This is a genomic window from Candidatus Woesearchaeota archaeon, from assembly GCA_016928155.1.
Lineage (GTDB): Archaea > Nanobdellota > Nanobdellia > Woesearchaeales > JAFGLG01 > JAFGLG01.
Window position 1 is genome coordinate 115,608 of the sequence record JAFGLG010000005.1, and the last position, 12,439, is coordinate 128,046.

Below are 12,439 nucleotides of genomic sequence, written 5' to 3' on the forward strand. Positions count from 1 at the left end.
CTATGTATTTAAATATATTATGGTGCACCCCTCTAAACATGCCCTGATGGATATATTATACAACACAAAGGATTAAATAATCAATACCCCACAGAGGATGCATGAGAATACTATTGGTGTCATTGACAAAGGATTTCCTTAGAGCTGCAAAGCCGCACAAGCCAAAAGGCACAATCTTCTTGAGATTCCCATCACTTGCACTGGCGAACATCGCTGCCCTCACCCCAAAAGAGGATAGGATAATTGTTGCTGATGAGCAGATCTCTCCTATAAATTATGATATTGAAGTTGACTTGGTCGCAATCTCAGTCAATACATCGATTGCAGAAAGAGCCTATGAGATCGCTGATAGATTCAGAAAAAAAGGAGTCAAGGTTGTTTTTGGCGGGTTACATCCCAGTCTGATGCCAGACGAATCCCTGAAGCATGCAGATTCCATCATCATAGGAGATGCAGACGGCATGTGGGAGAAGATGCTGAAGGACCTCAAGGCAGGCAAGCTCAAGAAGAGATATATAAATGACCAGAAAAGAGACCTAGGATATCTGCCAATCCCCAAATGGGAGATATTCAAAGGCATGGGCTATGTCAACACCAACTTTGTCGAGACATCAAGAGGATGCCCGCATCACTGCAGGTTCTGCTCAACATCACCATTCTATCATCACAGGCACAGGACAAGACCGATACAGGATGTGATCCGGGACATAAATAATGTGAAATCCTTCCCGAAAAAGTTCATCTTCTTTGTGGACGACAACATAATCGGGGACCGGGAGTATGCAAAAAAGCTCTTCAAGGCACTTATCCCGCTCAAGATATACTGGATCAGCCAGGCTACAGCGGATATAGGAGAAGATGAAGAGCTTGTCAGACTGGCAGCAAAAAGCGGCTGCTTCGGGCTGTTCCTCGGATTCGAATCAATATCAAAAGCCAATCTCGACGACATGGGAAAAGGGCATAACCACATCGCAAAGTACAAGAAAAGCATCGCGACACTGCACAAGCATGGCATCGGGATCGAAGCAGGATTCATATTCGGGTTCGACAAGGATGACAGGACAGTGTTCAGGCACACCCTTGATTTCCTGAATGATACAAAGACAGACTCATTCCTTGCCATCTATCTTACCCCTATTCCAGGCACAGTGATGCACAAGGAATTCCGGAAACAGAAAAGGATAATATCTGATGATTATCCCAAGTATGATTTCAGGCATATAGTATTCAAGCCGAAGAACATGACAGCACAGGAAGTGTATGATGGTGTGAGCTGGATAACAAGAAGATTCTATTCAAAGAAAGCAGTCATCAGGAGGCTGTTCTACAGATCAGGCAGCTTCCTCTCAAGACCCTCAATCAGGAGGCTGCTTGGGGTGATAGGCCTGGTTGCCATCAGCGTCGGCTTCAGGAAAAGGATAAAAGACCTATCCAAAGACGGCACATTCCCCAGATCATTCCGGAATATTTAAATAATAGCCTGTCCTTGGGTATTGCATGGCAGACAAAGAGGGGTTCTTCAAAGCACTGTTCTTGGTGGCTGCAATATATGATGTGATATTGGGGCTATTGTTCTTCTTTTTCTACAAGCCAGCCTACGCATACTTCAACATCACACTCCCAGTATATCCGATGTACCTGCAGATGGCAGCAGCGTTCGTCATAGCAATGGGAGTCGGTTATTACTTTGTCTTCAGAAACCTCTACAGGAACATCGACCTTGTGAAGCTCGGCATCGTCTACAAATTCGTGTACAGCGGATTGACAGGCTACTTCTATTTTGCAGACCTTGCCAATGTGACCTTCTTCTGGTTCGCAATAATCGACGCAATATTCCTGCTCTTGTTTGTGTGGTTCCTGGTGCATGCCAGCAAAGACGGCAGATACTCAAAATGGAAATAGGGAAGAAAAATATATCTTTTGGATGGATCTGGATCCTAGTCGGACTCATTGTCGGAGCAGTCATGGGGATGTGGGCATTCAACGGGCCGATTATCTCTCCTGTCGGGGATTACACAGCGCTTCCCAGAAGGATGCTGCGGCTATCTCACATCGCCTTTGTTGCGCTTGCAATCATCAACATACTGTATGGGTATGAGATTGATAAAGTAAAGCTCAAAGAAAAGATTAAAAGGATAGGCTCAATATGCATGATCATCGGAGCTGTCCTGATGCCACTGTTTCTGATTGCTGCAGTGTTCTTTGAGCCACTTAAATACCTGACAATGATCCCGGCAACACTTGTGATCCTCGCTGTGGCGATCATGGCTGTCGGACAAGTGAAATGAGTCCACTATCTTCTCTTCTTGGACCAGCCAATAAGAAACAGAATCCCTATGAGGAAGGCAATCCCTGATATCTGTATGGCCCATGCCAGATAGTACCACTCAAAGCCTGACTTGATAGAAGTGATCAAAAGCAAAGTGATATAGATAATTCCTGCTAATATAAACGCAATTCCTCCCACAATCTCGTGCTTCCAGGATATCAACAACACAATCAATAAGATAAATACTGGGATATTATGCATGAATAATGCCAGGATTGTCTGCCAGAAACCTGCACTCATCCCAAATACATCCAATGACATGAGAGCTAGGAATATGATGAATAAAATTGATAAAATCCTCGGTGTCCAGTAAATGAATTTGGATGTCTTCTTCATGTTAGATTCAGTCTCCAGATATAGAAGTTCAGGACTGCAGCAAAAGAGACCCAGAGGATGTAGGGCACTAATAATAATGATGCTGTCCTTGAGATGGGGTAGAAAGAGATTATTGATGCCAGGATGAATATCCAAAGGATTATTATTTCTATAAAGGCATAAAAAGGCGACTGGAGCCCGAAGAAGAGGATGGACCACAATGTGTTGAGGACAAGCTGGATCCCGAAGATGATGATCGCTATCTTGGCAGCCTTTGTGCTCAGGCCAAGATTCCAGATAAGATAAAGGGAGATGCCCATCATGACAAACAATGTAATCCAGACAGGGCCGAATATCCAGTTAGGAGGATTGAATGCTGGTTTCTTGATTGCTGCATACCAAGTCGGGATTGAAGATGAAGTGAAGATAGAGCCTATAATGCCAGCAAGCTGGCATACTACAAGTGAGATTATGAGCTTTGTCCAGTTCATAGAAGGCAATAATCATGCTGGGTATATAAATTTAGTGATGCAGGAGACTGATATTACCCCCATAGATATTATCAGTCTTTTATTCATTTTGGGCACATATCCATCATGGACCTGCTTGATAACAGCAGAGTGTTGCTTATGATTGCTGTAAAATGAAATTTTTGAATTGCTAAAAACAAAAAAAAGAGGGGGATTTTACTAAAAAGATTTATATATGAATTGTTGCAATTAAATTATATAATGAATAATACAGAACCACTTCCTTTTTACAAAGAACCATTATATTATACTGGATTAGTTGCTCTTATCGGAATCGGTTTAGTTATTTATTCTATTGTTGGAAATAATGTTTCTTCAAATCTAATGGTTCCTTCCGTCGTTGTAGCTTTTATTTTTGGAGCAGCAACATATTTTATGTGGAACACAAGATGTCCGCATTGTAAAAGACCTTTCTCTAAAAAAGAACAAAGAGAATGGGAAGAAGATTTAGGTATTAAAAAAGAACCATATAGATATTATTCAAAAGTTTACAAGTATTCTGATGGAACAACTGAAAATGTTCCTGGAAGTGAAAAAACAATAATGCGAGATAGAAAGTATGATAAGCATTATTATATATGTAAAAAATGTGAATATGGCTCTGATAAAGAGTGGAACGAAGAAAAAGGTCAATGGTTAGGAGAAGCACCAAAACCCCAATACATTAAGAAAAAAGGAAGTTCGATGAATTTAGGATTTGATGACGAAAAGGAATCAAATAGAAAAGTTAGAGTTCCAATAAAGAAGAGTGTTCAAAGAGAATTATTTAATAGGGCAGACAATGCTTGTCAGTTATGTGGAGAAAATAAAAGACAATTACACATTCATCACATAGATAAAAATCCATCAAATAATAGCAAGAGTAATTTAATTGTGGTTTGTGCAGGTTGTCATTCTATTGCTGAATCTTTGACAAAAATACAACTTCAAAATTCTGCACAAAAACCTTATAGAAAATCTAAAACAATCAACATATACAAGTAAAATCCCCCTCTTAGTTCTTCGAACATTTACACTCACTTCGTTCGAAATTTATATACGCAATTCAAAAACTCAATGGGACATTGCACTTTGGGACTTCGTCCACACCCTCATTTAACAGCACCCGATGTTATATTAATTGACCCGAGCCGATAGGCGAGAGCACAGCGAGGTCGAAGCGAAGCCGAAGAAGTTATTTTTAAGTGTGCGTTATCTTATAGGATTAAATTTTATTGAATCAAAACCAGAACCATATTGACCATAATTTATTCCAAATTGATAATTCCAAGGATCAAGATAAATCTTTTTTTTATCTGAAACTTTAATTTCCAAATATCGGTGTGGTGCAATATACCAAGAATTAGTTAATTTAATTTGAATATCTTTATCATTAAAAAGACCGCTTTTTACTGCCATAATTCTCAACAAATAATTCATAGTAGTGCAATGCATATATCCTTTTGTTTGAATTATTTTATTAAGGTCTTTTTGATATAATCTAGAAAATTTACAAAATAAATTAATTCTACTTCCACCCCAATTATTTACAATGTAATAAAAAGACTTTTTCAAAAATTCTTCCTTGTCTTTTGATTTGGAAAATTCCTTAATTTTGTCATCAAGTTCTTTTGGAATTTTACTTGGAATCGGAATTTTTTTGAATAAATTTGGAATCATATTAATTCTTAAATGTCTCTGGTTAATAAATCTTCTGCTAGCACACTAAAAAATAATTGAGTTTAATCACTGTCAAGTTCCCCGAGCGAAGCGAGAGGACAGCGTGGTCGAAGCGAAGCCGAAGAAGCTGAAAAAGTGCGCCGTCATTGAGCTATCACTGTACCATGCCATATTTCTTATTCTTTGCAGTCATCTTAAGAAAATATTCCAGTCTCTTCTTAAAAAGTCCAGGGCGAGTTCTGGCTCCTTCTATCCATTCAATACGAATACGTTTGTATGACTCAGGGAATCTCCGGAAGTTCTCCCAAGTCTTTTTGTCTTCCTTTAATAATCTTAGAATATCTGCTTTGATTATACATTTTGAATCTTTCAAAGAATCATCAAACACGTGTTCAACAGCATTGAGACCATCAACTGTCATTTTTTTTTGTTTGATAAGCCTATGGATGCGTTCCTTGTTCATTTGTGAAAGCACACTATTCGGTTTTCTTGGAGAAAATCTTTGTGCAAATTTTTCTTTGTCTATGCTTTTTTGGATACTATCTATCCAGCCATAGCAAAGTGCCTCTTCAACAGCATCATTGTAAGGAATCCTTTTCTTGCCAGACGATTTCCTATAATAAATGAGCCAGATCTCTTTTTCTTTATTATGGTTAGCGAGCCATGAACGCCATTTTTTTCTATCAGTCACATACAGTGTTTTTCCTAACTCCATGTTATCTTAAGAGGTTATCACATATATAAAACATTCGGCGCACTTTTTCAATTGCAATCAATCACTGTTCTCTCCTTTTAGGGATTGATTTTTAATACGATGCCGAAGGCAATATTTCAGAGTTGAGGAGCCAGCCATAATTAGATACAACCTAATAATCTTACAACATCTCCGTTTTCACTTACATCAAAAACAGTCTGAATTCTCCACTTTTGATCATCTTCTGAAAACCAAGAAGCAGTTACTTTCCAATACTTTGTTCCTTCATACAGACCGTGAACTGTTGCATTCTCAAATCTCCAGTTATTACCATATCCAAAAATGTCTTCATCATTATCCTTGGCCCAAGAGATATAGTTGTTGAATACTTGCTCAACATCTTTGTCTTTACTTACGACAATTTCTGAATCATAATCCACCCGAACACCCACAATACATTCGGTTATTTCAGAAAAATCTTCACCAATCGGCGGGATATCCCATTTTTCCTTCTGCATACAACCAACAATCAAGAGTAAACATAATATGGCAACAATCCCAATAAATGGATATTTATTTTTCATCATAAGTATTGTAAAGACAGGATTTTATAAATGTATTGATAAAGTCAAATTGAGTTAAAGATAAAGGCCGGGCTCCTGGATTGAATATCATTCCTGTTCTTCTTTTTCCATAAGAAAGTGTGGAAAATTGCGTCCGCAGAGTCGGAAAAGAGGGCGTTCTATCAAGCGAACAAAGTGAGCAATCAAGACACAGAATCAAAGGGCAATTTCTATTTTTGTGCTTTAGAATTCTTCCAAATGAATTCAAACTGGGATTTTTCAGTATCAACTATGTCTTTATTTTCAATCATTACACCTATTATATTATCTGCTTTCATTGTCATTATTGCTATTTTGTTATTATATATGAAATTAGAGGTAGTTATCTTGAAATTAGCTGGTAAAAATCTCACTTCACGCAATGCTTCTTTTCCAGTTCTTTTATAATAAATCATTTTAGCTGTTTTTTGGTTCAAGATTCTTGTTTTAATTTTGTTCTCAATTCTTTTTTTAATCCAATGAGGGAAATAGAATTGTAAGGTCTCAAGAATATCTGCTGAGCTTAACTGCAATAATTCTCTTGGTTTATCTTTAATAATCATATCAAGAATTGTCTTCAATCCTGTTTTTCCTTCATAAACTGTTATTTCTGGTTTTTCCATAACAGACATCTTCATATCTATCAAATCAGGCAAGATTGATTCAATTTTGGTTTTCTTTTCTTCTAAAATATTAATTAATTCACTGGGATCAACAGCTTCAAAATACTTAATACCAGATTTGATAACATGACTAACTAATCCTTTTTCTATTAATGATCTTAACACAGCATAAGTTGTTTCTCTCAGAATATTTGCTTTTTTTGCGATTTCATTAACTTTTGAGGTGCCTATCTTTAAATTTGCCAAATATACTCTTGTCTCTTTTTCTGTCAGTCCAAAATCCTCTAAATTATTTATTATCTTAGGTTCTTCCATACTTTTTGATAATATTTGCTTGTATTTAAGTCTTTCTATTTTGTAGTAAATTATTTACAACAAATATTAATATACCTGTATATGTTATTCATATTAGGTAATAAAAATGAAAATTCCAAAAAACACAAGGGTATTCATATTTGAAGGAATAAGTGGTGCAGGTAAAAGCACGATAAAGAAAGAACTTTATGATCATTTCAGAGATAAAAATATCTATACATTTACAGATGAACAGCTGTTATTTAACTATACCCACGTTCATATACCAAACGTATCAGAGATTAGATTAAGATTTTATCAAGTTTTTTTAGATTATGTTAATGATACCTTAAAAAAAGATTCAAACGCAATATTCATACTAGAAAGATTTCATATTTCAGCAAGAGTATTAGAATGGGAATTTAATAAAGATTTTGAAGAAAATTATTCTAAAGTTATTTCAAAATTGAAGAAGCTTCCCTGTCATGTCATTGTACCTGTTTTAGAAGAATCTGAGATTGAAGAAAAATCTGCTCATAAAGAGAGATTCAAAGATAGTTTTCTGGATTTTCAATGGAGATTGTATTTAGAGGAAAAAATGAAATTAAGAGGTTTTCCAAATATTGAATCTTTGTACATAGATGAACAAAGAAAAGTTTTGGCTGCTATAAAAGAGCAAGATATACCCCATTCAATAATAAAATGAAATCTGCAAGTGAATTCTGGAAAGAGCATTTAGGAGCAAGTTTTGAACCAGATTATAGTCTAGTAGGCAAGAAGAAAACATTAGATGGCATTTTAGGAGTTCTTGCAAGCGCATCTAAAAGATTTGGTAGCTTTGTTATTGTAGGAGATAGCTGGGGAGATGGCATTGTGTTAAACAATCCCCAAGATTTTGACGTTTATGTATTAGGTTATGGAAATCAATGGGAAGGAGAATATGATGAAAGATTGATAAAAGTTAATGATGATAATGTTGGAACAGAATTTGACAGATTAAAAGAGGAAAAGGGTTTAGAAGATGTTTTATTTCTATTTGATGCTGATGAAACTTTAATACATAGCGAGCAGATTGTATCTAAAGCTTATGAAAATGCATATAGAAAAGCTTGCAATTATTTTGAAATTGAAGAGATCTATTCAGGTACTCAACTTTTCTCAATATTGGATGATTTAAACATGGGTCTTTCAAAGAATCGAGAAACTCCAATCTTGATGGCTGTCCTTGGATCGTATCTTGGACTTGAGTATAATGAATTAATGAAAGACCTGAATGGAAAATCTGTAACTGATTATCTAAAGGAAGCTGCTCCTAGAATTAAAAATGATACATTGCGTGAAGTGGTTGAAGTGGCTAATGGAATAATGACAAATGCTAGTGAGAAATTTAACTTATGGTCTTTACCATATATTGGAAATTATTTTAAAGAATTCAGAGAGGAAATTGCTCAAGAAACAAATGTAGAGAATTTAGAACCTCATCTAAACCAACCTCTTGTATCTCAATTTAGGATTATATTTGAGAAAAATCCCAGTTTTAGAGCAGGCTTGTACACACTAAGTCCATATTATTCTTGGTTAGAATAGAAATTGCCCCTTCTATTTTTAGGACTTCAAATTTATTGAACTTAATTATTGATATGCTAATATGTTGTGTTTGGAAGGCTGATTTCTTCTTGTTAGTGCAATATATGATTGTGGATAATCCGGGTGATCTGCAAAGATAGTTCTGGGAGGGTTATCTGAAGATTGATTCTTCTGCTGGAGATGCAAAGCTTTCGAGAACTTGACAAATCTTTCAAGGATATGTGCAAAAGGCATTTATTGCTTGCGAACAGATAGAAATCTATGCTTAGATTGATAAGGGACACAGAAAGATTTATATATCAATTGATATACAAGGGATCTATGATAGAGAATGCCAGATCACCCACACTGAGGACTGTCAAGATGATTGAAGAGACCATAGAGAGATACAGCGGAGAGCTTAACAGAAGGCAATTGTGGGAGAAGCTGCCAAAGAAAGTCATGTGGCAGACATACCTTGAAGCCATCAATCATCTCCAGAAGAGCTTCAGGATAGGGATTGACCGCAATGGGACCATCGGCTGGATCTGGAACCCGAAGCTCGCAGAAAGAACCCTATCTAGACCCGATCTACGGGCAAGATGAAATCAAGAATATATTTCGCGACCAAAAGACTGAAGTCAGAATTTCTCGGACTGAAAGATGACAAGATCAAGGACTGGATAAACAGGGCCTTGGATAATATCTCTGATGATGCCTTCATCGGAGTCCATATAGGCAAAAGGAAGATACCAAAGACATACATCAAGAGATATGGAATCACTAACCTCTGGAAATATGACCTCCCGCAAGGCTATCGATTGCTTTACTCGATAACTGGCTCTGATCCAGCACCTATTGCAATCATCATATCATGGATGAACCACAAAGAATATGAGAGGATCTTCAAGTATTAGAGAAATCCATGAGCATCTTCTGGCGCTTGCCATCAAAAGAGATGATAGGTTTTTGCGAGGTTAAACACACTATGCGCGAAGCACCGAACCCCTGTTTTCGTAATTTAGAACTTAAACACAATTGAGCTTAACAAACATCAGGAGAGCGACTGCCCGCAATGCCCCCGAACCGCACTAAAAAAAGCATTCTGACCCAAAGCCGATGCTTCCCGCACAGAGCCATAATCCAAGAAAAATTTATATATCCAGCATTGAAAAATACAACACATGAAAGTAATACATACTCTGATCATCTTGTCAACCATCATATCAATGGTCCTTTCAATGGCCATCCTCTATGGATGCCAGCCAAGTGAAGTGATCCCTGCCCAAAAAATCATAAAATGCTCAAGACTGGCTGATTCCTATTCACCCTGCCCAGAAGGATATTTCTGCTATGAAAGCATTGCAGGAGGAAACAGCCCCGCAGGACAAGTGCCACAGGAAAGCATAGGCGGGGACAAAATCTGCCACAAGATATGCACAACTGACTCTGACTGCGATGGCAGATGCAGAACAGTCGATATACTGACAGATGATTACAGTGAGAAATACCAACTATGCTTTGAATCCTGACATACTGGCCAGCTTCTTTGGATCAGACAATACCAATGCTTAGCCATGATTTAATCACTTGCATGTGAATACCTTCCTGGTATCAGTATTAAATACTGAATCCTGATGACATGACCGAATGACACTGCTTGGAAGGCTCACAAACCGGAATCCGCTGGACATATTGGGAGAAGGAAGCGAAGAGCTCCAGAAGATATACAAGAAATTCCCTGCACTGAAGGAGCTGGCATGCTCCAGCTTCTACTTCGGGCTGTTCCGCGGCCTGATGGAGCTTTCAGTGGCGACGAAGCTGTACATGAACATGCCGGAGACAGGGATCCTCAGCATGCTGACAGGAATATCATTCGATGTGCCAGGCAATTATTTCGGAGAAGTGAAAGGCAATGAGTTCCTCAATGAGAACGCAATCCCGATCAACCCTAGCTACAGGGTCTCGAAGCTGAAGGAGAAGCACTGCGGCTTCCTGAAATCAGGCGGGCTCGAGAGCAGGATAAGGCTCGAAGAGCATCTCAGGAAGAATCATTTCAAGAGCGACAAGGAATTCGAATCAAGATACCTGCAGAAATATGACTCTATCGCAAAAGCACTGAAGACCGACCCGCCGGAAAAGAGAACCAACAGCATCGCAGGCATACTCTTCGGAAGGTCCCAGGCACCTGAAAAGGATGCGACGCTGAATGAACTGCTTCATGAATTCTCATCATCAACCCTTGACCCCAATGCAGTGGATGCCGGAATGAAAGATCTCTACGGGCAGATCTCGGCAATACCCCCAAATATACCGACATCAAGCAGGCTCTGGACAAGAGGGAGATATATGGACCTTGTCAGGGCGCTCAAGAGCGTGATCCAGCACGGGTACTATGAAGAGATGGATGTAGAGCTCAGTATCCTGAAAGATGCCAAAGACTCCATAAAGGGGATCCGTGAAGGCAAGAAACCCAGGAAAGAGGACATCGAGCACATCATCAGGCTTTCAAAAGAATATCTTGCATTCGCACTCACGAGCCAGAAGTACTCCCACGACGAAAGCATGGAATTGCAGACCGAGGGCATCTCCACAGACGAGAAGACCCGCGCCATGAAGAGGCTGCTGAAACGGGCTTCCTCAGGAGAGATAGCCGGATCGGATCTTGATGAGCTGTCCTTGTACATAACAGCAAGGGAGAACGCCATAAGGAAAGCAGGAGTCTCTGAAAGGAGGATCTACTGCTCTGCGAGCGACGCTGTCAGGAAGTTCATCGAGGAGCCCCTGAATGACCACACGAGGAGCATCAACAGGGAAGAGATGAAGCAGATAATGGACATATGCTTCAGCGAGGCGAGGAGAGTGACGAAATATGAGATAGGATCGCATGCCCTGCTGTTCGGCATGCTCGGAGCAAGCATATGGAACCCATTGCTCTTCGGAGGCAGGGCAGCCAACATCTTCGGATGGGGCCTGCCGATAGCGGCAAGGTCATTTGTCGACAGCTACTGCTCGACAAAAGGGGGGAGGGTGCTGACGAACGCCCTTACGCAGATATTCTTCGACGCATTCAAGAAAGAGGGCATAAACACCGGCAGCGTGATGAATGAATATGACTCCCTTGTGTCCCAGGCATACCACAGGGGATACATGTTCTCGATGGGCAGCTCATTGGCCGTGAACTATTTCGCGACCCTGGCCAACAGGATGGAAGCACTGTACATACCTATCGGGGCTGCAACAATATTCTTTGCCCTGGCATACAGCAAATGGTACTCGAGCATACGGAACCTGGAATCACAGATATACAGCAATGCAAGATTCATCGGATAGTGTCATCGGATCAGAATTTCAGGAGCCGCACACGACCCACTGGACAGGCTGACAATGGGTATTTATACCTGCTGAGCACTATAATCTGATGGCATTGATAGGTCTCAGAGGGTCGAACCACGACCTACTGCTGCGGGCATTCGAAAAAAGGAGCCTGATACTGGACTGCGCAAACTGTGCGAATCCGCATAGCCTGTTCCCTGAGATACCTTATGAGAAATTCCACGATGTATTTGTGCTGGAAGTCGAGATAATATACAAATTCAGGGACACTCTAAAGGAGATGGACCGGATAATGCAGAGCATCAGGGCAGAAAGACTCATTGTGACACCATTTGACAGACTGTTCTATTATGACGATGAGAAAGAGAGAGAAAATGTACTGGAACATGCATGGGAACTCATGAAAGGCATCTCAAAGAGATACGATGTTTATGTCGGGGTGAAAAAACAGGAGGATAACGCAAGAAGATACTGCGATAAGGTGATCTGAT

16 protein-coding genes are annotated in these 12,439 nt (G+C 39.3%); 11 read left to right on the top strand and 5 right to left on the bottom strand.

The features are described 5' to 3' along the window. Positions 1 to 101: 101 nt before the first annotated feature. Genes JW968_02325 through JW968_02335 form a run of 3 tightly spaced genes read left to right on the top strand, consistent with a single transcriptional unit; the run spans position 102 to position 2,288 of the window. The gene (locus tag JW968_02325) at positions 102 to 1,472 is read left to right on the top strand and encodes a radical SAM protein (protein MBN1385794.1); all 1,371 of its coding nucleotides are present in this window, start codon (positions 102 to 104) and stop codon (positions 1,470 to 1,472) included. A gap of 25 nt (positions 1,473 to 1,497) precedes the next feature. After that, positions 1,498 to 1,902 carry a hypothetical protein gene (locus JW968_02330; protein MBN1385795.1) on the top strand — a complete coding sequence of 135 codons (405 nt, stop codon included), beginning with the start codon at positions 1,498 to 1,500 and terminating at the stop codon, positions 1,900 to 1,902. Beyond that, positions 1,893 to 2,288 (top strand): hypothetical protein, encoded by a 396-nt coding sequence (locus JW968_02335; protein MBN1385796.1) that lies wholly within the window; start codon positions 1,893 to 1,895, stop codon positions 2,286 to 2,288. Before JW968_02330 ends, JW968_02335 begins: the two co-directional genes overlap by 10 nt. A 373-nt stretch (positions 2,289 to 2,661) precedes the next feature. On the opposite strand, the gene JW968_02340 is transcribed toward JW968_02335, so the two are convergent. After that, positions 2,662 to 3,135 (bottom strand): tryptophan-rich sensory protein, encoded by a 474-nt coding sequence (locus JW968_02340; protein MBN1385797.1) that lies wholly within the window; start codon positions 3,133 to 3,135, stop codon positions 2,662 to 2,664. 240 nt (positions 3,136 to 3,375) lie between these two features. Here JW968_02340 and JW968_02345 point away from each other — a divergent pair, with 240 nt between their 5' ends. Further along, on the top strand, positions 3,376 to 4,158 hold the full coding sequence (locus JW968_02345) for an HNH endonuclease (GenBank protein ID MBN1385798.1): 783 nt from the start codon (positions 3,376 to 3,378) through the stop codon (positions 4,156 to 4,158). 207 nt (positions 4,159 to 4,365) lie between these two features. On the opposite strand, the gene JW968_02350 is transcribed toward JW968_02345, so the two are convergent. The 4 genes from JW968_02350 to JW968_02365 all read right to left on the bottom strand — a co-directional run bounded on the left by JW968_02350 (position 4,366) and on the right by JW968_02365 (position 7,067). Then, positions 4,366 to 4,833, bottom strand: coding sequence for a hypothetical protein (locus JW968_02350; protein ID MBN1385799.1), 468 nt, complete (start codon positions 4,831 to 4,833; stop codon positions 4,366 to 4,368). Between the two features lie 154 nt (positions 4,834 to 4,987). Continuing rightward, the gene (locus JW968_02355; GenBank protein ID MBN1385800.1) at positions 4,988 to 5,548 is read right to left on the bottom strand and encodes a YdeI/OmpD-associated family protein; all 561 of its coding nucleotides are present in this window, start codon (positions 5,546 to 5,548) and stop codon (positions 4,988 to 4,990) included. Between the two features lie 140 nt (positions 5,549 to 5,688). Next, a complete protein-coding gene (locus tag JW968_02360; protein ID MBN1385801.1) occupies positions 5,689 to 6,111 on the bottom strand; it encodes a hypothetical protein in 423 nt (140 codons plus the stop codon). Between the two features lie 209 nt (positions 6,112 to 6,320). Further along, the gene (locus JW968_02365; GenBank protein MBN1385802.1) at positions 6,321 to 7,067 is read right to left on the bottom strand and encodes a hypothetical protein; all 747 of its coding nucleotides are present in this window, start codon (positions 7,065 to 7,067) and stop codon (positions 6,321 to 6,323) included. A 106-nt stretch (positions 7,068 to 7,173) separates the two neighbouring features. On the opposite strand from JW968_02365, the gene JW968_02370 reads away from it, so the two are divergent. The 7 genes from JW968_02370 to JW968_02400 all read left to right on the top strand — a co-directional run bounded on the left by JW968_02370 (position 7,174) and on the right by JW968_02400 (position 12,438). Then, positions 7,174 to 7,752, top strand: a complete 579-nt coding sequence (locus JW968_02370; GenBank protein ID MBN1385803.1) for a hypothetical protein — start codon at positions 7,174 to 7,176, stop codon at positions 7,750 to 7,752. Beyond that, entirely contained in the window at positions 7,749 to 8,633 is an 885-nt protein-coding gene (locus JW968_02375; GenBank protein ID MBN1385804.1) for a hypothetical protein, read from the top strand. Before JW968_02370 ends, JW968_02375 begins: the two co-directional genes overlap by 4 nt. A gap of 321 nt (positions 8,634 to 8,954) precedes the next feature. After that, positions 8,955 to 9,218, top strand: coding sequence for a hypothetical protein (locus JW968_02380; GenBank protein MBN1385805.1), 264 nt, complete (start codon positions 8,955 to 8,957; stop codon positions 9,216 to 9,218). After that, positions 9,215 to 9,529, top strand: coding sequence for a hypothetical protein (locus JW968_02385; protein MBN1385806.1), 315 nt, complete (start codon positions 9,215 to 9,217; stop codon positions 9,527 to 9,529). The genes JW968_02380 and JW968_02385 overlap by 4 nt, the downstream gene beginning before the upstream one ends. A gap of 267 nt (positions 9,530 to 9,796) precedes the next feature. Beyond that, complete coding sequence (locus JW968_02390) at positions 9,797 to 10,144, top strand: hypothetical protein (GenBank protein ID MBN1385807.1); 348 nt, start codon at positions 9,797 to 9,799, stop codon at positions 10,142 to 10,144. Positions 10,145 to 10,262: 118 nt separating this feature from the next. After that, complete coding sequence (locus JW968_02395; protein MBN1385808.1) at positions 10,263 to 11,945, top strand: DUF4267 domain-containing protein; 1,683 nt, start codon at positions 10,263 to 10,265, stop codon at positions 11,943 to 11,945. An 88-nt stretch (positions 11,946 to 12,033) separates the two neighbouring features. Then, positions 12,034 to 12,438 carry a hypothetical protein gene (locus JW968_02400; GenBank protein ID MBN1385809.1) on the top strand — a complete coding sequence of 135 codons (405 nt, stop codon included), beginning with the start codon at positions 12,034 to 12,036 and terminating at the stop codon, positions 12,436 to 12,438. The last annotated feature ends 1 nt before the right edge of the window (position 12,439 follow it).

Bases quoted from the DNA above. Each gene is read 5' to 3' on its own strand.
- JW968_02380 (MBN1385805.1), top strand. From the start codon at position 8,955: ATGATAGAGAATGCCAGATCACCCACACTGAGGACTGTCAAGATGATT.
- JW968_02360 (MBN1385801.1), bottom strand. From the start codon at position 6,111: ATGAAAAATAAATATCCATTTATTGGGATTGTTGCCATATTATGTTTA.
- JW968_02365 (MBN1385802.1), bottom strand. From the start codon at position 7,067: ATGGAAGAACCTAAGATAATAAATAATTTAGAGGATTTTGGACTGACA.
- JW968_02375 (MBN1385804.1), top strand. From the start codon at position 7,749: ATGAAATCTGCAAGTGAATTCTGGAAAGAGCATTTAGGAGCAAGTTTT.
- JW968_02330 (MBN1385795.1), top strand. From the start codon at position 1,498: ATGGCAGACAAAGAGGGGTTCTTCAAAGCACTGTTCTTGGTGGCTGCA.
- JW968_02345 (MBN1385798.1), top strand. From the start codon at position 3,376: ATGAATAATACAGAACCACTTCCTTTTTACAAAGAACCATTATATTAT.
- JW968_02370 (MBN1385803.1), top strand. From the start codon at position 7,174: ATGAAAATTCCAAAAAACACAAGGGTATTCATATTTGAAGGAATAAGT.
- JW968_02350 (MBN1385799.1), bottom strand. From the start codon at position 4,833: ATGATTCCAAATTTATTCAAAAAAATTCCGATTCCAAGTAAAATTCCA.
- JW968_02340 (MBN1385797.1), bottom strand. From the start codon at position 3,135: ATGAACTGGACAAAGCTCATAATCTCACTTGTAGTATGCCAGCTTGCT.
- JW968_02355 (MBN1385800.1), bottom strand. From the start codon at position 5,548: ATGGAGTTAGGAAAAACACTGTATGTGACTGATAGAAAAAAATGGCGT.
- JW968_02325 (MBN1385794.1), top strand. From the start codon at position 102: ATGAGAATACTATTGGTGTCATTGACAAAGGATTTCCTTAGAGCTGCA.
- JW968_02400 (MBN1385809.1), top strand. From the start codon at position 12,034: ATGGCATTGATAGGTCTCAGAGGGTCGAACCACGACCTACTGCTGCGG.
- JW968_02385 (MBN1385806.1), top strand. From the start codon at position 9,215: ATGAAATCAAGAATATATTTCGCGACCAAAAGACTGAAGTCAGAATTT.
- JW968_02390 (MBN1385807.1), top strand. From the start codon at position 9,797: ATGAAAGTAATACATACTCTGATCATCTTGTCAACCATCATATCAATG.
- JW968_02395 (MBN1385808.1), top strand. From the start codon at position 10,263: ATGACACTGCTTGGAAGGCTCACAAACCGGAATCCGCTGGACATATTG.
- JW968_02335 (MBN1385796.1), top strand. From the start codon at position 1,893: ATGGAAATAGGGAAGAAAAATATATCTTTTGGATGGATCTGGATCCTA.